This is a genomic window from Cupriavidus sp. UME77, from assembly GCF_014170355.1.
In the GTDB taxonomy this organism is placed as follows: domain Bacteria; phylum Pseudomonadota; class Gammaproteobacteria; order Burkholderiales; family Burkholderiaceae; genus Cupriavidus; species Cupriavidus basilensis.
On the sequence record NZ_LZZU01000090.1, the window covers coordinates 144,253 to 163,911 of the forward strand.

Consider the following 19,659-nt stretch of genomic DNA (forward strand, 5'->3'; position numbering starts at 1 on the left):
AGCGCGATGCGAAGCGAGCCGTGTAGGTGGTCCAAGGCCGTATGGGGCGCCTTCTTTGCCTACTTTCTGGGCAAGACAAGAAAGTAGGTCGCCGCCCCGCAGGGGTGGTGAAACTGCAGTTGAAGCTGATGTTGCAGTTTCACTCAACCACAAATCACACTTCCACCGCCTCCTCCCGCACCACCTTAACGCCCTTAGCACCGCTAGCCCTCTCCATCGCCCGCACCACATGCCGCCGATGCCCCCGCCTACGCTTCCACCAGATCAACACCCCGGTCACGGCAAACATCAGCGGCACCACCCCGAACACCGAAATAAACGCCCGCCCCACTAATCCGAATGCCTCCCCGGTATGCAGCGGATACATCCAGTTAAGAAAAGTATCCCCAGCCGGCGCTTCCATCGGATCGCGAACCCCGAGCCGCTTGCCTGTATGGGCATCCAGCCAGAGCCGCGTAGCTCCGCTGCCCTGGCGGACTTCACCCGGCTGCCGCAGCCGCACCTCAAACGGATCCCCCGCCTTGCGCGGAAAGCTGACCCGCGTCACCAGCGCCGCGGGATAAAGCGCCTGAGCCGTGCTCACGGCCTGCGCCACGCCTAGCAGCGGCGTGCCCGCGGGCGCTGCTGCCGATGCCGGCTTGCCGGGCGGCGACACCGTCATCACGCTAGCCACGATCGGCGTCACCCACTTGGGCAAATCCAGGTACCAGCCGGAAAACGCCATCGTCGCCAGCGCCGGCGCCGCAAAAATGCCAGCCGTACGATGCAGCGAGTAGTTAAAACGCGACCACGAGCCGCCATGGCTGATGCGAAACGCATTGAGCACCGCGCGCGGCTTGAGCTTGGGCCACCACAGCACAACCCCGCCGGTCACCAGAATCAGCAACAGCATCCCGGTGATGCCCAGGATCGTCCGGCCCGTTTCGCCAGAGAGCAGGTAGTGGTGCAACTGGAACAAGGTGGGCAGCAGCAACGGGCGCGACAGGCCGGGCTCGCCCCAGACCCGCTCGCCCTTCACCGCCAAGGTGACGGGATCGACCATCACCTGGCGCGAGCGCCCGGCGTTGGGCGTGCCCTTGAGCGGGTACCAGGCGATAAACACCTCATGCGGCGCGGACGGCAGCATCAGCAAGGTGGGGCGGCCATAGTGCGGGTCGGCCTGCAGCCGCTCGGCGACCGCTTGCACCGTGGCCGGCGCTACCGGCATGGGCACTTCGGCCGATGCCGTCAGCAACGCCGGGTTCAGCAGGGCATCCAGCTCATCGCGCCAGGCGATGACGGTGCCGGTCAGGCCCAGCATGACAAAGAGCAGGCCCAGCCACAAGCCGAGATACAGGTGAATCTTGACGAAAACAACGCGCAGGCGGCCGGTGACCATGGGAGGCGGGGAGCAGATTGGGAGGTTGTGGGGATTGCGTTTTCGGACCCCATGCAGGCGTGAGACGAACGCATCACGCCACCATAATGAGAATGCGAAAGATTCGCGATTCTAACAGGCAGGGCCCGCCAGTGCCTGACAGGCGCAAGACCGTGGCGAGGCTCGCCTGGATTGCGGCAGAATGTGGATCGCGCCCATTGCAGGCCCCGGACGACTCCCTTGAAGATGACCCATTCCATCGAATTGCTACCTGCCGGCCCGCATGATGCCGCGCTGATTGCCGACCTGCACACGCAGAGCTGGCGCCATGCCTACCAAGGCCTGTTGCCGGCGGACTACCTGGAGCGCGAAGCACCGGCCCAGCGCGCGCAGGCCTGGCAGGCTCGCCTGGCAGATGGCGCCGATGGCCCGGTGGAAGTCACGCTCGTGCGCGTGGACGGCACGCCCGCCGGCTTTGCCTGCCTGCAACCCGAGGCCGAGCCGCAATATGGCGTGTATCTGGACAATTTGCATGTGATGCCGGGATGGCACGGGCTAGGGCTTGGCAAGCGCCTGTTCGCGCATTGCGCGCAGCGTGCCGCCGTCGGCTGGCACGGGCAACCACTCTTTCTCTATGTGCTGGACGGCAACACCCAGGCGCGCGAGTTCTACCGGCGCCTTGACGGCGTGGAGAGCGCGGCGTTCGACGACCAGTTTCCCGGCGCCGATCTGATCGTGGCAGTGCGCCGGGTGAGCTGGCCGTCCGTGGATGCCCTGCTCAGGCGGCTGGGCGCCTGGCCAGCGCCGGCTGCTCCAGCCAGCCGATGATCGGCTGCCACTGCTCCCAGTCCCGCGCCACGCGTGACGGCGCCACATCCCACAGCGTCAGGCCGTGCGCGGCAAGCTGGACGTAGTTCTGGGTATCGCGCAGAAAACCCAGCACTGGCAGCCCCAGACCCGCGACAAAGCGCTGCAGCTGCTCGGCCGCGCGGGTGCGCAGGTCGACCCGCATGCCGATCACGCCCACCTCCACCTCGCCATGGCGCACGCGCTTGTCGTCGGCGAGCCGGGTGAGGAAATCCTGGGTGGCGAGGATATCGAACAGCGACGGTTGCAGCGGCACCACCACGCGGTGCGCCAGTTTCATCACATCGTTGAAGCGCCAGCCATGCAGGCCGGCCGGGGTATCCAGCACCACATGGGTAGTGCCTTTGGGGGGACGCGCGATCTGGTCAGCGCTGATGTCCCAGGTGCGGATGGCCGGTGCCGAGGCCGGGCGCAAACCCAGCCAGGCGCGCGAGGATTGCTGGCGGTCCGTGTCGCCCAGCATCACGGCGTGGCCGGCGCTGGCGAAGTAGCCCGCCAGGTTGGTGGCCAGCGTGGTCTTGCCTACGCCGCCTTTGGGATTGGCGATCACGACTACGGGCATGGTTGTCTCCGCAATGGCTTTCCATGGCAGCGCCGCCGGCGAGCGCGCCGCTCCGGGTTCCGCCATGGCCCTGCCATTGGTCGCTGCCGGGCCCTGGCGGAGCGAGCCCGCCTGCGAGTTTAGCAGTTGCCGCGGGAGGCGGCCGGGCCCGCTTTGACAGCCGCTATGACAGCCGCTATGACACCTGCAGCGGCGCCAGCAACGCATCCATGTCAAGGTGCGCGACGAGCGTGTCCGCCAGGCGCTCCAGCGAGGCCTCGCGCAGCGCGGCCAGGTCGACCCCGTCCGCCCGCGCCAGCCCGGCCCAGCGCAGCAGTGCGCCGCAAGCCTGCGGCTGGTCGAACAGCCCGTGCACGTAGGAAGCCAGCACCTGCCCGTCCTCCGATTGCGCGCCGTCCGGGCGCTCGCCTTCCAGCCATAGCGCCGGGCGCGCCAGCGCGGGGCCGGTGGTCACGCCCATATGGATCTCGTAGCCTTGCACGGCGGCCTCGGTGGCCTCATCCAGCGCCAGCCGGCCGCTCACCACGCGCAACTGCTTGTGCGGCGCCAGCACGGTGTCGTAGTCGAGCAGGCCAAAACCTTCGCTGCTGCCGGCCTTGCCCTCGTTGCCCGCCGGGTCATCCACGCGCCGGCCCAGCATCTGCATGCCGCCGCAAATACCGATGACCTTGCCGCCATAGCGCAGGTGCCGCAGCAAGGCTGGCTCCCAGCCATTGGCACGCAGGAAAGCCAGGTCGGCGCGCACGCTCTTGCTGCCCGGCAGCACGATCAGGTCCGCCGGCGGGATCGGCATGCCGGGGCCGATAAAGCGCAGGTCCACCTGCGGATGCGCGCGCAGCGCATCGAAATCCGTGTGATTGGAAATGCGCGGCAGCACCGGCACAATCACGCGCAGCAGTTCGCCCCGCTTGGCCGCCTGCGCGCCGATGATGGCGTCCTCGGCATCCAGGTGCAAGCCGTGCAGGTAGGGCAGCACGCCCAGCACGGGCTTGCCGGTGCGCGCCTCCAGCCAGTCCAGCCCGGGCTGCAGCAGCGCGATATCGCCGCGGAAACGGTTGATGATGAAACCCTTGATGCGCGCGCGCTCCGACGCCGACAGGCAGTCCAGCGTGCCCACCAGATGGGCGAACACGCCGCCGCGGTCGATGTCGGCCACCAGCACCACCGGGCAGTCCACCGCTTCGGCAAACCCCATATTGGCGATGTCGCGCTCACGCAGGTTGATCTCCGCCGGGCTGCCGGCGCCTTCCACCATCACCACCTCGTAGGCGCTGGACAGGCGCTGGTGCGACGCCAGCACCGCCTGCATCGCCACCGGCTTATAAGCGTGATAGGCCCGCGCGTCCAGATCCATCCGCGCCTGGCCGTGGATGATGATCTGAGCGCCGGTATCGCTGCTCGGCTTGAGCAGCACCGGGTTCATATCGGTGTGCGGCGCCAGCCCGGCGGCGGCGGCCTGCAAGGCCTGGGCGCGCCCGATCTCGCCACCGTCCGCGGTGACCGCGCTGTTGAGCGCCATGTTCTGGGGCTTGAACGGGACCACGCGCACGCCCGCGCGCGCCAGCACCCGGCACAGGCCCGCCACCAGCGTGCTCTTGCCCGCGTCGGAGGTGGTGCCCTGCACCATCAAGGTACCGCGCAAGCCACCTGGCAATGCCGCGCCAGCGGCTTCGGAGGAGTTTTTTTGCATCGTGGGATTATCGCATCGGCGGCCCGCGGCGCTGCCCTGTGCGCGGGCCATCGCGGGCGTGCGATCCATGGATGCGCCCGCTACAATACCCGGATGACCCCGGCCAACGCTTCTGCCACCGCCACCGAGCCCGTGCGCGCATCCACCCATGCGCCGGCCAGCGAACGCGCGCCCCAGGCCGCAGCCGCGCCGCACGCCGCTGCCGTCCCGGGCCGCGCGCGCCAGCTCACGCTGGTGCTGGGCGGCGCGCGCTCCGGCAAGAGCCACTTTGCCGAGCAGATGGCCACCGACCATGCCGCTGCCACCGGCGGCCCCGTTACCTATATCGCTACCGCACGCCACGGCCAGGACAGCGCCGACGAAGAAATGGAGGTGCGCATCGCGCTGCACCGCGCGCGGCGCCCGGCCGAGTGGGGCCTGGTCGAAGCGCCGCTGCATCTGGCGGATGCGCTATATGCTCATGCCACCCACGATGGCTGCATCCTGGTCGACTGCGTCACGCTGTGGCTCAACAACCTGCTGTTCCTCGATGCGCGCAGTTATCCCGAGCACGGCCTGGTAACGCCACCGGCCGCCTTCACCGAGGAAATCGACGCGCTGCTGACCGCTCTACCCACCCTGCCCGGGCACGTGATCCTGGTCTCCAACGAGATCGGTTTCGGCGTGGTGCCGATGGGCGCCATCACCCGCTTCTATGTCGACGAACTGGGCCGCCTGAACCAGAAGCTGGCCGCCGCCGCGGACCGCGTGCGCCTGCTGGTGGCCGGCCTCCCTGTCAGCGTGAAAGGCGCCGACCCGGCGTGATGTCGTGGCTGCCATCGCTGCCATTGCTGTCTTCATGGTGGCCGTTTCCCCTATTCAGCTGGCAAGCCTGCGTGGCCGCGGCCGTAGCCGGCGTCTTGCTGGACCAATGGCTGGGCGAGCCGCGCCGCTGGCATCCGCTGGTTGGCTTCGGCCGTCTTGCGGCAGCACTTGAACGCCGCCTGAGCCGTGGCCAGGCCGGCGCGCCGCTGCGCCAGCGGCTCACCGGCCTGGCCGCCTGGGCGCTGATGGTGCTGGTGCCGGCCGCGCTGGCCGCCCTGCTGGTGCATGTCGCCGCGCAATTCAGCGCGGCGCTGGCGTGGCTGCTGCAAGCGCTGGCACTCTACGCGGCACTGGGCGCGCGCAGCCTGGCCCAGCATATTGCGCCGATCGCCACGGCGCTCACGCAGGGCAATCTGGCCGATGCGCGCCAACTCACGGCTCGCATCGTCTCGCGCGACACCACCGACGCGGATACCGAAGCACTGGCCCGCGCCGCCTGCGAATCGGCGCTGGAGAACGGCAACGACGCCATCTTCGGCGCCTTGTTCTGGTTCCTGGTCGGCGGCGCGCCCGCCGTGATCGCCTATCGCCTCGCCAACACGCTCGATGCGATGTGGGGCTACCGCACGCCGCGCCTGCTGCATTTCGGCTGGGCGGCTGCACGGCTTGACGATGTGCTCAACCTGGCGCCCGCGCGCCTGACCGCGCTCTCGTACGCGCTGCTCGGGCGCACTGCCCAGGCGCTGCGCTGCTGGCGCGCGCAGGCACCGGCATGGTCCAGCCCCAATGCGGGCCCGGTCATGGCGGCCGGCGCCGGTGCCGTCGGCGTGGCGCTGGGCGGCCCCGCCCGCTATCACGGCGAATGGGAAGAGCGCCCGCCGCTGGGCATGGGCCACGCGCCCGGCGCGGCCGATGTGCATGCCTGCCTGCGCCTTGTTCAACGCACACTGTGGCTGTGGCTCGCCGCTTCCGGCGCCAGCGCCGCCCTCCTCCACTACGGCTTAGCATGAGTACTCCGATCCGCCACGGCGGCGACCTGCTCGCCGCCGCGCGCCGCCATGGCCGTCCGGTCGAAGACTGGCTCGATCTTTCCACCGGCATCAACCCGGACGGCTATCCCGTGCCAGCCCTGCCCGCCGACGCGTGGCTGCGGCTGCCGCAAGATGACGATGGCCTGGCCGAACTGGCCGCGCAGGCCTACGGCGCGCCGCGCGCGCTGCCGGTGGCCGGCTCGCAGGCCGCCATCCGCACGCTGCCACAACTGCTCAGGCCCGGGCGCGTCGGCGTGGCGGTGCAGGGATACAGCGAATACGCACCCGCCTTCGCACGCGCAGGGCATGAGGTAGTGCCGCTCGCGGAGACGGATTTCGCCCGCGCGGACCTGGCCGCGCAGCTCGATCACCTCGTGGTGGTAAACCCGAACAACCCAACCGGGCGCACGCTTGCGCAAGCCACGCTGCGGACCTGGCACGCGGCTCTCGCCGCACGTGGCGGCACACTGCTGCTCGACGAAGCCTTCATGGATTGCACGCCCGAGCGCTCGCTGGCCGCGCTGGCGGATCGCCCTGGCATGGTGGTGCTGCGCTCGCTGGGCAAGTTCTACGGCCTGGCCGGCGTGCGCTGCGGCTTTGTGCTGGCCGAGCCCGCATTGCTGGCAGCGCTGGCCGAGCAGCTCGGCCACTGGACCGTGGCCGGCCCCGCACGCGCGGTGGCGCGCCTGGCCCTGGCCGATCGCGCCTGGCAGGCGGCCACGCGCGACCGTTTGCAACAAGCCGGCATCCGGCTCGCGACGCTGTTGCGCAAGCACGGCCTGACGCCCGTGGGCCGCCCCTTGTTCAGCTGGGTGCCGCATGCCGATGCCGCACGCCTGCATGAAGCGCTCGCGCGGCAAGGCGTGTGGGCGCGGCTGTTCGACGCACCGCCGGGCATCCCTGGCGTATTGCCAAGCCTGCGCCTGGGTTTGCCACCCGCGCAGGAGCCCGCGTGGCAGCGGCTCGATGCGGCTCTGGCCCAAGCCCTTGCGACAACGCGCTCCGACACCAGCACCCTATCCAGCTAACGCCCGATGACGCCTACCTCGATCACTACCCGTGCCCTGCTGGTCCTCGCCGCGCTGCTGGGCGGCGCCCTTTGCAGCCAAGCCGGCGCCGCCGTATCCGTGGTCGATGACGCCGGCCAGACCGTCACGCTGGACCAGCCCGCGCGCCGCGTGATCTCGCTCGCGCCGCACGTCACCGAAATGCTCTACGCCGCCGGCGGCGGCTCGCGCATCGTCGGCACCGTAAGCTACAGCGACTACCCGCCACAGGCCCGCGACATCCCGCGGGTCGGCGACAACAAGGCGCTGGATCTCGAACGCATCGCCGCGCTCAAGCCCGACCTGATCGTGGTGTGGCGCCACGGCAATGCGCAGAAACAAACCGACCGCCTGCGCGCGCTCGGCCTGCCGCTGTTCTACAGCGAGCCGCGCAAGCTCGAAGGCATCCCCAGCAATATCGAGAGAATGGGCGTGCTGCTCGGCACCGAGCCCACCGCCAACAGCGCTGCCACCAGCTTCCGCCAGCAGATCGACAAGCTGCGCCAGACCTATGCGGCACGTGCGCCGGTGACGGTGTTCTACCAGGTATGGCAACAACCCCTGATGACGCTCAGCGGCCAGCACCTGATCAGCGACGTACTCGCGCTATGCGGCGGGCGCAACCTGTTCGCCAACGAAGCGCTGCTGGTGCCGACGGTCTCGGTGGAATCCGTGGTAGCAGGCAACCCTGAAGTCATGATGACCGCCAGCATGGGCGCGACCCGCTCCGACCGGCCGCTGCCGGACTTCGCCATGTGGGAACGCTGGAAACAGGTAACCGCCGTGGCACGTGGCAACCTCTACGCCATAGACGGCGACCTGGTCAACCGCGCCGGACCACGCATCGCCCAAGGCGCGGAAGTCGTGTGCAAGGACCTGGACAACGCAAGGCGCAAACGGCCAGCGCAGTAAGAGCAAGACAGGTCAAGGGTCAGGTCTGACATCCCGTACTTGACGAGCGCCCGCCCTCTCCCCCGGCCCCTCTCCCACAAGTGGGAGAGGGGAGCCAACCAGCGGCAAGATCAACCAACTGGTGTAGCCAGTGATTCCCGCCCGAGGGGCGGAAATCACCCAAGCGCGATGCGAAGCGAGCCGTGGAGGTGTGCCAAGGCCGTATGGGGCGCCCCGCAGGGGTGGTGAAACTGCAGTTGCAGTTGCAGTTGCCCTTGACGTTAAGCCGTTGAAGTTGCAGTTGCAGTCATCACCCAACACCCACAACCTCAACCCCGATTCCACCACCGCAACCGCGCCAAACCACCACCCAGCGTAAACCGGCAACTCGCCCCATAACCAAGATCCCACCCCAGCGTAGTAGCCAGCGGCACCCCGAGCCAGTGCGCCGCCAGCATACGCATCGGCCCCGCATGAGCAACAACCCACAGCCGGTCCGGAGCATCCACCGGCAAGGCATCAGCCCAGGCCGCCACACGCGCCATCGCCTGCGCGACAGTCTCGCCCCCATGAGGCCGCGCATGCAGCAGATCCGCAGCCCACGCATCCAGCTCGGCGCGCGGCACGGCGTCCCATGCGAGGCCTTCCCAACGGCCAAAATCGAGTTCGCGCAACTGCGCGTCGGCTTGCGGCACCAACCCGAAATCCCCCGCAAGTAAATCAGCCGTGGCGCGAGCCCGCGTCATCGTGCTGCAAACAATGCGCTGCGGCGCAAGGCCATCGAGCGCCAGCAGCATGCGCGCAGGCGCGGGCAAAACGGGCTGAGCCAGCGGCAGGTCAAGCGCGCCATAGCAGATCCCCTGCGCAACCTCGGGCGCCGCGTGGCGGATCAGGACCAGGTCCATGCCGCCGCCACCAGATAGATCAACAACTCGGCCAGTTGCTGCGCCATGCCGAGGCAATCGCCGGTGTAACCGCCAATGCGGCGAACAAAGTAGCGCCCCAGCAAAAAGCGCAGCGCCACCAAGGCAACGATCACCACAGCAGCAAACAGCGGCGACACCAGCAGCAGCGGCAACCCACCGCAAAGCAGCGTGAAACCCAGCCCGATGCCGGACAGCCGCTGTGCCACCGGCTTGGCCTTGCCCTCGGCACGCACGTAGTCCAGCGTGGCAAGATAGCTCACCGCCATGGCGCGGCTGGCCGCATGCGCGGCCACCAGCACCAGCAGCAACTCCACCATGCCGCTGCGCGCGGCAATCGCCACCAGCAGTTGCCACTTGAGCAGCAGCGCCACCACCAGCGCAATAGCGCCAAATGCGCCAATGCGCGAGTCGTGCATGATGCGCAGCACGTCCTCGCGCCGGTAGCCGCCGCCAAAGGCATCGACGCAGTCGGCCAGGCCGTCCTCGTGAAAAGCGCCGGTGGCCAGCAGCGTCACGGCCATGCCCAGCAGCAAGGCCACACCCGGCGGCCACCACAGCAGCGCGCCCCAGCTAGCCAGCGCGCCCAGCACGCCAACCAGCAACCCCACCAGCGGAAAGTAACGCGCCGCCGCGTTCAGGTAGTGCGGCGCAAAACCAACCCAGCGCGGCACCGGCACCCGCGTGAAGTAGCCGACGGCGGTCAGGAAGTAGCGAAGTTCGTCGAGCATGGGCGGGTGCGTTAGGCCAGGTAGCGAAAGCGTGCCGCAGTCTACGCCGACGCGGTGCTGACGCCGGCCGCGCCGAAGGTGGCCATCTCGCGCAGGAAGGCTGCGGCCGACGCGACCAGCGGATAGGCCAGCGCGGCGCCAGTGCCCTCGCCCAGGCGCAGGTCCAGCGCCAGCAGCGGCTCGGCGCCGAAATAATCCAGCAGGCGCCGGTGGCCGTGCTCGTGCGAGCAATGCGAGAACACGCAGTACTCCAGCACCTCGGGCGCGAGGCGCTGCGCCACCAGCAGCGCGGCCGAGGCGATAAAGCCATCGACCAGGATCACCATGCGGCTGGCGGCCGCGGCGAGGAAGGCGCCGGTCATCATGGCGATCTCGAAGCCGCCGAATGCGGCCAGTACATCGAGCGGCTCCACCGCGTCCGCGTGCAATGCCAGCGCCTGCGCCAGCACCGCGCGCTTGCGCGCGAGGCCCGCGTCGTCCAGGCCGGTGCCTCGGCCGATGCAGTCCTCGATCGGTGTATCGGTAAGCCGGCTCACCAGGCAAGCGGCCGACGAGGTATTGGCAATGCCCATCTCGCCAAAGCCAATCACGTTGCTGCCCTGCTGCGCGTGGCGCAGCACGCGCGCCATGCCGGCGGTGAGCGCCGCCTGCACCTGCTCCGAGCTCATGGCGCGCTCAGAGGCAAAATTGCGCGTGCCCGCGGCAATGCGGCAGTTGACCAGCCCGGGCGCGGACGGCAGCGGCACGCGCACCCCCGCGTCCACCACCTCCAGCGCCAGCCCGTGCAGGCGCGAGAACACATTGATGGCCGCGCCCCCGGCCAGGAAGTTGAGCACCATCTGCGCCGTGACCTCGGCCGGATAGGCGCTCACGCCGGCATCGGCCACGCCGTGGTCCCCGGCGAACACGATCACCGCGGGACGCTTGAGCTCCGGCGTGCCACTGCCGGTAATCAGGCCGATCTGCAAGGCCAGATCCTCGAGCCGGCCGAGCGCGCCGAGCGGCTTGGTCTTGGCATCGATGGCGGCTTGCAGGGTCGGGCGCAGGGAGGCGTCGAGCGGGGTGATGGCGGGTAACTGCATGGTATTTCTTGGTGTGGCTGAGAAAAGATTCGCTGGAACAAGGATAGACGTTTTACATCTCGACGCCACGTTGGGCCTTGATGCCTTGCTGGAAGGCATGCTTGACCGGCGTCATGTCCGTCACGGTATCCGCCGCCTCGATCAGCGCGGGCGGCGCGCCGCGGCCGGTGATGACCACGTGCTGCATCGGCGGGCGGGCACGCAGGTCGGCGATGACGGTGTCGACATCCAGGTAGTGCAGCTTGAGCGCGATATTGAGCTCGTCCAGCAGCACCAGCCCGATCGACGGGTCGCGCAGCAGCGAGCGCGCCACCTCCCACGCGGCCTGGGCCTTGGCCACGTCGCGCGCGCGATCCTGGGTTTCCCAGGTGTAGCCCTCGCCCATCACATGGAAGGCGCACTGCTCAGGAAAGCGCCGCAGGAACAATTCCTCTCCGCTGGGAATCGCGCCCTTGATGAATTGCACCACGCCGGCCTGCATGCCGTGGCCAAGCGCGCGCACCACCATGCCAAAGCCGGAGCTGGATTTGCCCTTGCCATTGCCGGTGGTGATGACGATCACGCCGCGCTCGTCCTGCGCCGCGGCGATCTTGGCATCCACGACATCCTTCTTGCGCAGCATGCGCGCCTTGTGGCGCTCGTCGCGGGCGGCATCTTCCGAGGTGGAAGTCTCAAGGGCTTTGGGTTCAGTCATGTCGGGTTTCGTCCGGTACGGGAGAATACGCCCCGTCGGCAATCAGCGCGGTATGGCGGCCGTCGCTGACGCTGACAATGGGCGTGCGCAGCGCATGCGAGCAATGCGCGGGGGTCAGGACCTGCGCGGCGGGGCCATGCAGGCACAGGCCGTCTTCGGCCAGCAGCAAAGCATGGGTCGCGTAGCGCCGCGCCAGGTTAAGGTCGTGCAGGATCACCACGATGGCGTGGCGGCCGGCGCGGGCCAGCCGCGCCAGGGTTTCCAGCACCATGATCTGGTGGCGCAGGTCGAGGTGGGCGGCGGGTTCGTCCAGCATCAGCAGCGGCGCCTGTTGCGCCAGCGTGGCGGCCAGCGAAACGCGCTGGCGCTCGCCGCCGGACAGGGTCAGCACGTCGCGCCCGGCCAGCGCATCGAGATCCATCTCGTGCATCACGGCCGCGACCACCGCGTCGTCCTCGCGGCCGGCCCAGCCCCAGCCGGAGAGATGCGGGTGACGGCCGACCGCCACGGCGTCGCGCACCGACATCGAGAAGGTGTCGTGCACCGCCTGAGGCAGGTAGGCGCGGCGCAATGCCAGGGCCGCGGGCGGCGTCTCCAGCGGCGCGCGGCCATCGAGCAGCACCGCGCCGCCGTCCGGCTTGCGCAGCCCGGCCAGCACCGACATCAGCGTGGACTTGCCGACGCCGTTCGGGCCCACGATGCACCACAGCTCGCCCGCCTGCATGGACAGGCTCAGGCCATCGAGCAGCACGCGCGCGCCGGCGCGCAACTGCAAGGACTGCAGCACCAGCGGCGGACAAGCGCAGACGGGTTCGTTCCAGGTCGGCATGGTAGTCAGCGCGGCCTGCGCAGCAGTAGAAAGAGGAAGGTCGGCACGCCCAGCAGCGCTGTGATCACGCCCACCGGCAACTGCGCCGGCGCAATCACCGTGCGCGCCACCAGGTCGGCGGCCATCAGCAAGGTGCCGCCCAGCAAGGCCGAGGCAGGCAACATCAGGCGTTGGTCGTTGCCCCAGGCAAGGCGCACCAGGTGCGGCACCACCAGCCCGACAAAGCCGATCGAGCCGGCCGAGGTAATGGCCACCGCGATTGCCAGCGAGGCCAGCACGAACACCGACAGGCGCACCGCGCCGACGCGCACGCCCAGCGCCTGCGCCACGGTCTCGCCCATCAGCATGGCATTGAGCGAGCGCGCCATCGGCATGGCCAGCAGCACGGCCAGCGCCAGCGCACCCAGCGCAAGGCCGTAGCTGGCGGTGCCGCCCAGGTCGCCCGTCAGCCAGAACAGCATGCCGCGCAAACGGGCCTCGGGCGCCACGCTCAAAATCAGGGTAATCAGCGCGCCCCAGCCAGCGGCCAGGATCACGCCGGTCAGCAGCAGGCGCGAGCCGGCCTCATGATGCCCGCCCTGCACCTGCGGATGCAGCAGGTCGCGCCGCGCCAGCGTCGCCACCAGCACCATCGAGAACAGCGCACCGCCGGCCGCGCCGGCCTGCACCGTCCACAGTGGCCACATCATCAGCATGGCGGTGAGCGCGCCGGTGGCCGCGCCGCCCGATACGCCAAGCACATAGGGCTCGGCCAGCGGGTTGCGCAGCAGCACCTGCATCAGCGCGCCGGTCAGCGCCAGCAGGCCGCCGCAAGCGAATGCCGCGGCCGCGCGCGGCAGCCGCAGTTCACGCACGATGGCCCCGGCGGTATCGTCGGCGCCGACGGACAGCGCGTGCCAGACCTGCGCACCCGACAACGGCACGCTGCCCACCGCCAGCGACAGCAGGAACACCGCCACGCCGGCGGCGGCAAGCATCAGCCAGACGGCTAGCGCGCGGCGCATGTCAGGCTGCCATCCTCATTGTCATTTCTGACGCCAGCCCAGCGTGACAAAGCCGGCGCGTCCCTGCGTGTTGAAGGGATAGGCGAGCTGGTAGTTCTTGTCGAACAGGTTTTCCACACGGGCGGCCACGAACCATTGTTTGTCGATGTTATAGCGGGCATTGAGGTTGACGATACCGTATCCGCCCAACGTGCGCGAGCCGCTATCCATGCGCGTCGAGGAGATGATCCACTCGCCGCCCAGGCGGAAGTCGCCGAACTGGCGGCCCACATCGAAGGCGGCATGGCGGCGCGCGCGGCGCAGCAACTGCGTATTGCTCTGCTCATCCACCGGATTCTGGAAGGTGATGCTGGCGCCCACGTCGGTGCCCATCAGCTTGGCGCGCCAGGAGGCTTCGATGCCTTGCACCTTGGCCTTGTTGACATTTTGCGCCAGGTACAGGCCGTTGGGCTGCAGCGCCGAGGTGATCAGGTTGTCGTAGCGGGTCTCGAACGCCGTCACGCGCAGCAGGCCGGCGGCATCGGTGTTGTACTGCGCGCCCAGCTCGACCGACTTGGCGCGCTCTGGCTGGATGCCCGGCTGGCCGTAGCCAGGATAGTAGAGCTCGTTGAACGTCGGCGCGCGAAAGGCGTTGCTGGCGTTGGCGATCAGCTTGAACGCCTCGGTCACGTTATAGCCATAGCCTGCGAAGTAGCTGGCCTGGCTGCCGAAGTCCGAGTAGCGGTCGTTGCGCACATTGAGCTGCAGCTGGTGCTTGCCCAGCCGGCCATCGTAGCCCCCGAACACCGACGCAATATTGCGGCCCGGCGCGCCATACGTGTTTGAGCTGAATTCCTGCTGCGCATACTCCGTGCCGAACAGCAGCTTATGGGTCGGCGCCAGCGCATATTCGTTCTGCCAGGTGTACTGGCGATTGCGCGTGTTGAAGTTGCTGTTGAACAGTCCGTTCAAGGTGTTTTCGCTATTGTCCCCGCTCTGCGCGACCTTGAAATGTGTGGTCCAGTTCCGGGTAATCCTGCCGTTGACAAAGGCGGATACGGTGTACAACTCGCTGTTCATCCACCAGACATCGGTCGGTTTGCCTGTCGTGGAGTCGTAGGAGAGCTTGCTCTTCGAGTAGTAGGCGGTGACGCCGGCGTCCCAGTCGCTGGTGAAACGATGCTTCACCTGGCCCGATACGCTCTTGTTGTCGTAGGGGTTGTCGTTCGGGTTCGGGCCAATGCCCTTCTTTGCCTTGGCCGGATTGTCACCGTTCCATTGGGCCGCATTGATCGCCGAAAAACCGTCTGTCTTGACTGCCGACCCGGTGATATTGAACGAGGTATCGCCCACCTGGCCGCCATAGCCCACCGTACCCTGGCGCGTATTGTTGCTGCCGTACTCGATCTGCGCGTTGGCCGCCGGAGCCTGGCCCGCGCCGCTCTTGGTGAAGATCTGCACCACGCCGCCGATCGCATCCGAGCCGTACAGCGCGGAGACGTTGCCGCGCACGATCTCGATATGGTCGATCTGGTCGGGCAGGATGTTCGACAGCTGGGCCGTGCCGCTGCTGGCCGCCGAGATCCGCACGCCGTCGATCAGGATCAGCGTCTGGTTGGAGTTGGCCCCGCGCATGAACAGGCTGGTATTGGCACCCAGGCCGCCATTGGCGGCGAACTCCACACCGGCCTGCGTGCGCAGCAACGAGCGCAGGTCGATGGCTTGCGAGTTGACGATATCCTGCTGGGTCACCACGGTGGTATGCGGCAGCGCCTCGGTCAAAGGCTGTGCAGTGCGGGTGGCAGTGACCACCACCGGGTCGAGTTGCGCGTCGGGCGCGGGCTGCGCAGCGGATTGCCCGGCGGACTGGGCCATGGCCGCGCCGGGCGCGCTCATGGCAAGCCAGGCGGCAAGCGTGGCGGGCAGTTGCCGCAAGACGAAAACGGGTATGGTGTGGCGGCGCGCCGGCAATGCCGGGCGGCTCGACGTGGAGGGCGAAAAGCGCATGATGCGAAGTGGGAGAGAGCTGCCTGGTCCGTTCCCCCGCGGACCGTCTGGCGACGAAGCACGCCGCTGGCTTGCGCGGCAAAAAGCAGCGGAGGGCGGCGCACTCTCATCCAGGCCGGTATCCGGGCTGACGACACCAGTCCGACCGCCTTCCCGAACCTTGCGGTTCAGTGGCTGAGTGGTCGGCCTTGCGATCTTGCGATCACGGTCGCTTACCGTTGCGGGGGCAGCACAGGTTGGCTCGGCCCTGCCCTGGCGGCTGCGGCTGGCTCCCTGTTTCCCGTTGAACTGCAACCCTGTAGTGAATAGGATTACGAGCACCTGGAACGTGCGCGAGTGTAGGCAGTTTCGAGGCAAGCGTCAATGCCGCGGCAAAACACGGGGAAAGCGCCTGGAAACAGGCATAAAGCCGTCGCCACGGATGCCGTTAAACGACGATGCATGCAACTTCGGCACGCAGGCCCGGTCACACACGTCTGCGTTCGCCGTCCGCACGATAGCGCTTGGGCTAAAATCCCAAAACCCGAGACCCTAGATATGACAGGCTCTATGCTCACCGAACTCGAACAACTCGCCGCCAAGATCGGGCGTGTGCTGCACCATGCCGATACCCTGGCGGCGGAGAACCAGCGGCTGCGCGAGGAGATCGAACGCCTGCAGGCCGACGCCAGCCAGCTGCGCGGCGACCGTGAAGCCATGGCCGCCGACCGCGAGCTGCTCAATATCAAGATCGAGGAAGCGCAGCTGCGCATCCAGTCGATCCTGGACAAGCTGCCCACCGCCAGCGACGCCCGCCAGCTCGACCTGCTGGGCGAAGGCGACGCGGCCGGCCGCGCCGAACAGAAGGCCCCCGGAGAAAACGCATGAGCAATAAGCAAGTCGAAGTGAACATTGCCGGCCAGTCCTACCGGTTCGCCATTGCCGCCGACAACGAGGCCGCGCTGCTGGAGGCCGTGGCACTGGTAGACGGCCAGATGACCCGGCTCAAGGGCGGGGTATCCGCCAAGGGCGTGGAACGCGTTGCCGTGATGGCCGCGATCAGCATCGCCTCGGACCTGCTCGCGCTCAAGCGCAAGCAGCAAGACGATGGCGCGATTCCCGTCGATGCCGTGCGTGCGCGCATTCGCGAGCTGAACGAACGCGCGGACGAAGCCCTGCGCCAGTACGCGCATGTGGGCACCAATTCGCCCGTGCCGCGCAACTGACGCCCTGCCCTGCGCCGGCGGTGTACCGCACGGCACAGGTAGGCGGCGATACGCTCGCGATTTCGGCCCGATGTGCCCCACATGCCGCGCGCGTCAGCAAAATGTAACGACACGCAAAGACGGGCTTGGTATGGAAAGCCTCGCGGTGTATAGTGGAGCCAAGCCGCACCAAGCCACATAGTTGCGGCACCTTAGGTCGGGTTATCGCGCCTGACCGCCGTTTTCATCCCATCCAAGTTAGAAACGGCAAACGTCTGACAGCCATGCCAAAGCAGTACGCGTTTGGCAGTGCAAAAAAAGTCAGACGTTTGACAGTTTCCCTGCCTGGTTCGTCAGGATCATATTCCTTGAACCGATAAGCATTTGTTGGTGCGGGATTATGCCGTGTGGGCGAGCGCGTCGCATGGTTCATAGTTGCAGTCTGGACTCCCTGAACCGGTGATGTACCCGAAATGCGGCTTCCGCAGCCACTCTGAACCTCACTTGGGTTCAGGATGCCGATCCAGCGGCCGAGGCGGGGACCCCTCTAAAGGCGGTGGTTATTCAACCACCGCCTTTTCCTTTTGTGGCGCAGGTTGACCTGCGTTGCCTCTGCAGTGCCCTCCCTCTGTTTTTTGCGCCACGGCCCACATCCGCCAGACGGTTTTCTTTTGGCCGTGCTTGCTGCACCATATCGCTGTCGCCAACGTCACGCACGCCCTGCCCGCCCATGAGCCGATCCACGCAAGCCAATGCCGCCGCGCGCGCCCGCCAGTACTGGCTGATGAAGTCGGAACCCGACGAGGCCAGCATCGATACGCTAGCCGAACGCGGCACCTTGCCATGGACCGGCGTGCGCAACTACCAGGCGCGCAACTTCATGCGCGACGGCATGCAAATCGGCGACGGCGTGCTGTTCTATCACTCCTCCTGCCCACAGCCCGGCATTGCCGGCCTGGCCGAGGTCAGCTCGCAGCCCTACCCCGATCCCACCCAGTTCGACCCGAAGAGCGATTACTACGACGCCGCCGCCAAGCCGGATGCCCCGCGCTGGATGCTGGTTGACGTGCGCTTTGTCGGCAAGGGCCCGCTGATCTCGCTGGCCGACCTGCGCGCGCATGACGAACTGGCCGACATGGTCGTGCTGCGCCGTGGCAACCGGTTGTCGATCACGCCGGTGACCCCGGCCGAATGGCGTTTCATCACCACGCGGCTGATGCGCTAGCCCGGCACCGGTGGTCACTGCAGCGGCATGACACAATGGCTGCCGACGACATAACTACAACACCAACAAGGTCGATTCCGCGTCATGAGCTTTTCCCTGATTCCCGGGCTGCTGCTGCTCGGCGCCTTTACCGGCTTCTGCGCCGGCCTGCTTGGCGTAGGCGGCGGCATGCTGATGGTGCCCTTCCTCACGCTGCTGTTCACCGCCCTGGCCTTCCCCCTTGAGGCCATCGTCCATATGGCCATCGCCACCTCCATGGCGACCATCCTGTTTACCTCGCTGTCCTCGGTGCGCGCCCACCACAAGCGCGGCATGGTGCGATGGAAGCTGGTGCTGGCCCTGGCGCCCGGCATCCTGATTGGCGGCATGATCGGCGGCGGCAAGGTCTTCGCGGCGCTCAAGACCAGCTGGCTGTCGCTACTGTTCGCTGTATTCGTGGGCTTTTCGGCGTGGCAGATGCTGCGCAACCGCAAGCCCGCCCCGCACCGGCAACTGCCGGGCACACCGGGCATGCTGGGCGCGGGCGGCGTGATCGGCTTCCTGTCCAGCCTGGTGGGCGCGGGCGGCGGCTTTGTCTCGGTGCCGTTCATGACCTGGTGCAACGTGCCCATTCACAATGCCGTGGCCACCTCGGCCGCACTCGGGTTTCCCATCGCGGTGGCGAGCGTGATCGGCTACGTGTGGAGCGGGCTGGGCCAGACCGGGCTGCCGGCCGGCTCGCTCGGCTACATTTACCTGCCAGCGCTGGCGGTGATCGCGGTAGCCAGCGTGCTGACCGCGCCGCTGGGCGCGCGCACCGCGCACCGCATGGATGTCGCGCAGTTGAAGAAAGTCTTCGCCTGCCTGCTGTTCAGCCTGTCGGCCTACATGATGTGGAAGGCTTGGCACGCGTTCTGAGGCCGCAGGTGCCAGCGATGCATGCCGCGGATACAAGTAGATACAAGGTCGCACGGGACGTAGCGGAACGATCACCTGGGCGGCGCGTCTGATACCCATCGTCTTGAAAGGGAGAATCCAATGAAACATCTGCTTGCCGCCACGCTGCTCGGTACCACCGCCATGGTTGCCTCCGCCCAAGGCGGCGGCCCGACCCACGAGGCGGCCCCTGCCGGCGTGCTGTCGCTGTCCGCCCAGGCCGCCACCGAAGTGCCGACCGACGTGGTGCACCTGACGCTGGCCGCCGAGCAGGAAGGCGCGGAACCGGGTGCGATCTCCTCGGCGCTGTCGGCCAAGACGGCGGACGTGATCGCGCAGGCCAAGCGTACCAATGGCGTGCAGGCCCAATCGGGCGGCTTCACCATCTATCCGTCCAACGACAAGAACGGGCGCATCAGCACCTGGCGCGGCCGCGCCGAGGTGATTCTGGAATCGCGCGATTTCACCGCCGTGTCCAAGCTCGCGGGGCAGCTCGCCAGCCAGATGCAGGTGCAGAACATCAGCTTCTCGCTCTCGCGCGAAGCCCGCGTGGCGGCCGAGACCAAGCTGACCGAGCAGGCCGTGGCCTCGTTCCGCGACAAGGCCCAGGCCACCACCAAGCTGTTCGGCTACGGCAGCTACACCATCCGTGAAGTGCAGGTGGGCGAGGTTGGCGCGGTGCAGCCGATGCCGCGCATGTACGCAGCCAAGGCCATGATGGCTGATTCCGCGCCGGTGCCGGTCGAGGGCGGCAAGGCCCAGGTCACCGTGACGGTGAACGGCTCGGTGCAGATGCTCAAATAAGCGCCGTCCAAAGCCATAGGCTCAAGGGTCAAGG

The 19,659-nt window shown here is 67.7% G+C and carries 20 protein-coding genes, 1 other RNA gene and 1 riboswitch; of the genes, 11 read left to right on the plus strand and 10 right to left on the minus strand.

All coding sequences use genetic code 11. The features are described 5' to 3' along the window. Positions 1-154 precede the first annotated feature (154 nt). On the minus strand, positions 155-1,378 hold the full coding sequence (locus tag A9975_RS34375) for a PepSY domain-containing protein (RefSeq protein WP_183036628.1): 1,224 nt from the start codon (positions 1,376-1,378) through the stop codon (positions 155-157). A 225-nt stretch (positions 1,379-1,603) separates the two neighbouring features. Here A9975_RS34375 and A9975_RS34380 point away from each other — a divergent pair, with 225 nt between their 5' ends. Beyond that, complete coding sequence (locus A9975_RS34380) at positions 1,604-2,185, plus strand: GNAT family N-acetyltransferase (RefSeq protein ID WP_183036629.1); 582 nt, start codon at positions 1,604-1,606, stop codon at positions 2,183-2,185. Here the strand turns inward: A9975_RS34380 and A9975_RS34385 are convergent. Together A9975_RS34385 and A9975_RS34390 are read right to left on the minus strand one after the other, a co-directional pair. After that, positions 2,136-2,786, minus strand: coding sequence for a ParA family protein (locus A9975_RS34385; protein WP_183036630.1), 651 nt, complete (start codon positions 2,784-2,786; stop codon positions 2,136-2,138). The two genes, A9975_RS34380 and A9975_RS34385, sit on opposite strands and share 50 nt — an antisense overlap. A 175-nt stretch (positions 2,787-2,961) precedes the next feature. Beyond that, positions 2,962-4,413, minus strand: a complete 1,452-nt coding sequence (locus tag A9975_RS34390) for a cobyric acid synthase (protein ID WP_183036796.1) — start codon at positions 4,411-4,413, stop codon at positions 2,962-2,964. Between the two features lie 156 nt (positions 4,414-4,569). Here A9975_RS34390 and cobU point away from each other — a divergent pair, with 156 nt between their 5' ends. From cobU to A9975_RS34410, 4 genes are read left to right on the plus strand one after another with little or no spacing between them, the layout of a single operon-like run. Continuing rightward, complete coding sequence (cobU, locus tag A9975_RS34395; protein ID WP_183036631.1) at positions 4,570-5,280, plus strand: bifunctional adenosylcobinamide kinase/adenosylcobinamide-phosphate guanylyltransferase; 711 nt, start codon at positions 4,570-4,572, stop codon at positions 5,278-5,280. Then, positions 5,280-6,290, plus strand: a complete 1,011-nt coding sequence (gene cbiB / locus A9975_RS34400) for an adenosylcobinamide-phosphate synthase CbiB (protein ID WP_183036797.1) — start codon at positions 5,280-5,282, stop codon at positions 6,288-6,290. Before cobU ends, cbiB begins: the two co-directional genes overlap by 1 nt. After that, positions 6,287-7,339: a threonine-phosphate decarboxylase CobD gene (cobD, locus tag A9975_RS34405; RefSeq protein ID WP_183036632.1), complete on the plus strand. Its 1,053-nt coding sequence runs from the start codon at positions 6,287-6,289 to the stop codon at positions 7,337-7,339. Before cbiB ends, cobD begins: the two co-directional genes overlap by 4 nt. 6 nt (positions 7,340-7,345) lie before the next feature. Beyond that, positions 7,346-8,269, plus strand: a complete 924-nt coding sequence (locus tag A9975_RS34410) for a cobalamin-binding protein (protein ID WP_183036633.1) — start codon at positions 7,346-7,348, stop codon at positions 8,267-8,269. Positions 8,270-8,577: 308 nt separating this feature from the next. On the opposite strand, the gene cobC is transcribed toward A9975_RS34410, so the two are convergent. The 7 genes from cobC to A9975_RS34445 are packed head-to-tail and all read right to left on the minus strand — an operon-like array spanning position 8,578 to position 15,365. Next, a complete protein-coding gene (cobC, locus tag A9975_RS34415; RefSeq protein ID WP_183036634.1) occupies positions 8,578-9,153 on the minus strand; it encodes an alpha-ribazole phosphatase family protein in 576 nt (191 codons plus the stop codon). Next, the gene (locus A9975_RS34420; RefSeq protein ID WP_183036635.1) at positions 9,138-9,902 is read right to left on the minus strand and encodes an adenosylcobinamide-GDP ribazoletransferase; all 765 of its coding nucleotides are present in this window, start codon (positions 9,900-9,902) and stop codon (positions 9,138-9,140) included. The genes cobC and A9975_RS34420 overlap by 16 nt, the downstream gene beginning before the upstream one ends. 41 nt (positions 9,903-9,943) lie before the next feature. Beyond that, positions 9,944-10,984, minus strand: coding sequence for a nicotinate-nucleotide--dimethylbenzimidazole phosphoribosyltransferase (gene cobT / locus A9975_RS34425; protein ID WP_183036636.1), 1,041 nt, complete (start codon positions 10,982-10,984; stop codon positions 9,944-9,946). 52 nt (positions 10,985-11,036) lie between these two features. Continuing rightward, complete coding sequence (cobO, locus tag A9975_RS34430) at positions 11,037-11,678, minus strand: cob(I)yrinic acid a,c-diamide adenosyltransferase (RefSeq protein WP_150984001.1); 642 nt, start codon at positions 11,676-11,678, stop codon at positions 11,037-11,039. Beyond that, positions 11,671-12,507, minus strand: coding sequence for an ABC transporter ATP-binding protein (locus tag A9975_RS34435; RefSeq protein ID WP_183036637.1), 837 nt, complete (start codon positions 12,505-12,507; stop codon positions 11,671-11,673). The genes cobO and A9975_RS34435 overlap by 8 nt, the downstream gene beginning before the upstream one ends. 5 nt (positions 12,508-12,512) lie before the next feature. Further along, positions 12,513-13,511 (minus strand): iron ABC transporter permease, encoded by a 999-nt coding sequence (locus tag A9975_RS34440; protein ID WP_174427962.1) that lies wholly within the window; start codon positions 13,509-13,511, stop codon positions 12,513-12,515. 21 nt (positions 13,512-13,532) lie between these two features. Further along, entirely contained in the window at positions 13,533-15,365 is a 1,833-nt protein-coding gene (locus A9975_RS34445; RefSeq protein WP_370565973.1) for a TonB-dependent receptor plug domain-containing protein, read from the minus strand. A 227-nt stretch (positions 15,366-15,592) separates the two neighbouring features. Then, a riboswitch (cobalamin riboswitch) is annotated at positions 15,593-15,837 on the minus strand. Between the two features lie 209 nt (positions 15,838-16,046). On the opposite strand from A9975_RS34445, the gene A9975_RS34450 reads away from it, so the two are divergent. From A9975_RS34450 to A9975_RS34475, 6 genes are all read left to right on the plus strand, one after another. Continuing rightward, positions 16,047-16,364: a hypothetical protein gene (locus tag A9975_RS34450; RefSeq protein WP_183036798.1), complete on the plus strand. Its 318-nt coding sequence runs from the start codon at positions 16,047-16,049 to the stop codon at positions 16,362-16,364. Beyond that, positions 16,361-16,702 (plus strand): cell division protein ZapA, encoded by a 342-nt coding sequence (locus A9975_RS34455; protein ID WP_183036639.1) that lies wholly within the window; start codon positions 16,361-16,363, stop codon positions 16,700-16,702. The genes A9975_RS34450 and A9975_RS34455 overlap by 4 nt, the downstream gene beginning before the upstream one ends. Positions 16,703-17,016: 314 nt before the next feature. Further along, positions 17,017-17,227: non-coding RNA, 6S RNA (gene ssrS, locus A9975_RS34460), on the plus strand. A 184-nt stretch (positions 17,228-17,411) separates the two neighbouring features. After that, the gene (locus A9975_RS34465; protein WP_174427959.1) at positions 17,412-17,906 is read left to right on the plus strand and encodes an EVE domain-containing protein; all 495 of its coding nucleotides are present in this window, start codon (positions 17,412-17,414) and stop codon (positions 17,904-17,906) included. An 84-nt stretch (positions 17,907-17,990) separates the two neighbouring features. Continuing rightward, positions 17,991-18,803 carry a sulfite exporter TauE/SafE family protein gene (locus tag A9975_RS34470; protein WP_174427958.1) on the plus strand — a complete coding sequence of 271 codons (813 nt, stop codon included), beginning with the start codon at positions 17,991-17,993 and terminating at the stop codon, positions 18,801-18,803. A gap of 120 nt (positions 18,804-18,923) precedes the next feature. Next, positions 18,924-19,625 (plus strand): SIMPL domain-containing protein, encoded by a 702-nt coding sequence (locus A9975_RS34475; RefSeq protein WP_183036640.1) that lies wholly within the window; start codon positions 18,924-18,926, stop codon positions 19,623-19,625. Positions 19,626-19,659: the final 34 nt, after the last annotated feature.

What these genes read in the sequence shown, in the direction of transcription:
- A9975_RS34375 (WP_183036628.1), bottom strand. Translation starts at nt 1,378, where the DNA reads ATGGTCACCGGCCGCCTGCGCGTTGTTTTCGTCAAGATTCACCTGTAT.
- A9975_RS34380 (WP_183036629.1), top strand. Translation starts at nt 1,604, where the DNA reads ATGACCCATTCCATCGAATTGCTACCTGCCGGCCCGCATGATGCCGCG.
- A9975_RS34385 (WP_183036630.1), bottom strand. Translation starts at nt 2,786, where the DNA reads ATGCCCGTAGTCGTGATCGCCAATCCCAAAGGCGGCGTAGGCAAGACC.
- A9975_RS34390 (WP_183036796.1), bottom strand. Translation starts at nt 4,413, where the DNA reads ATGGTGCAGGGCACCACCTCCGACGCGGGCAAGAGCACGCTGGTGGCG.
- cobU (WP_183036631.1), top strand. Translation starts at nt 4,570, where the DNA reads ATGACCCCGGCCAACGCTTCTGCCACCGCCACCGAGCCCGTGCGCGCA.
- cbiB (WP_183036797.1), top strand. Translation starts at nt 5,280, where the DNA reads ATGTCGTGGCTGCCATCGCTGCCATTGCTGTCTTCATGGTGGCCGTTT.
- cobD (WP_183036632.1), top strand. Translation starts at nt 6,287, where the DNA reads ATGAGTACTCCGATCCGCCACGGCGGCGACCTGCTCGCCGCCGCGCGC.
- A9975_RS34410 (WP_183036633.1), top strand. Translation starts at nt 7,346, where the DNA reads ATGACGCCTACCTCGATCACTACCCGTGCCCTGCTGGTCCTCGCCGCG.
- cobC (WP_183036634.1), bottom strand. Translation starts at nt 9,153, where the DNA reads ATGGACCTGGTCCTGATCCGCCACGCGGCGCCCGAGGTTGCGCAGGGG.
- A9975_RS34420 (WP_183036635.1), bottom strand. Translation starts at nt 9,902, where the DNA reads ATGCTCGACGAACTTCGCTACTTCCTGACCGCCGTCGGCTACTTCACG.
- cobT (WP_183036636.1), bottom strand. Translation starts at nt 10,984, where the DNA reads ATGCAGTTACCCGCCATCACCCCGCTCGACGCCTCCCTGCGCCCGACC.
- cobO (WP_150984001.1), bottom strand. Translation starts at nt 11,678, where the DNA reads ATGACTGAACCCAAAGCCCTTGAGACTTCCACCTCGGAAGATGCCGCC.
- A9975_RS34435 (WP_183036637.1), bottom strand. Translation starts at nt 12,507, where the DNA reads ATGCCGACCTGGAACGAACCCGTCTGCGCTTGTCCGCCGCTGGTGCTG.
- A9975_RS34440 (WP_174427962.1), bottom strand. Translation starts at nt 13,511, where the DNA reads ATGCGCCGCGCGCTAGCCGTCTGGCTGATGCTTGCCGCCGCCGGCGTG.
- A9975_RS34445 (WP_370565973.1), bottom strand. Translation starts at nt 15,365, where the DNA reads ATGGCCCAGTCCGCCGGGCAATCCGCTGCGCAGCCCGCGCCCGACGCG.
- A9975_RS34450 (WP_183036798.1), top strand. Translation starts at nt 16,047, where the DNA reads ATGCTCACCGAACTCGAACAACTCGCCGCCAAGATCGGGCGTGTGCTG.
- A9975_RS34455 (WP_183036639.1), top strand. Translation starts at nt 16,361, where the DNA reads ATGAGCAATAAGCAAGTCGAAGTGAACATTGCCGGCCAGTCCTACCGG.
- A9975_RS34465 (WP_174427959.1), top strand. Translation starts at nt 17,412, where the DNA reads ATGAGCCGATCCACGCAAGCCAATGCCGCCGCGCGCGCCCGCCAGTAC.
- A9975_RS34470 (WP_174427958.1), top strand. Translation starts at nt 17,991, where the DNA reads ATGAGCTTTTCCCTGATTCCCGGGCTGCTGCTGCTCGGCGCCTTTACC.
- A9975_RS34475 (WP_183036640.1), top strand. Translation starts at nt 18,924, where the DNA reads ATGAAACATCTGCTTGCCGCCACGCTGCTCGGTACCACCGCCATGGTT.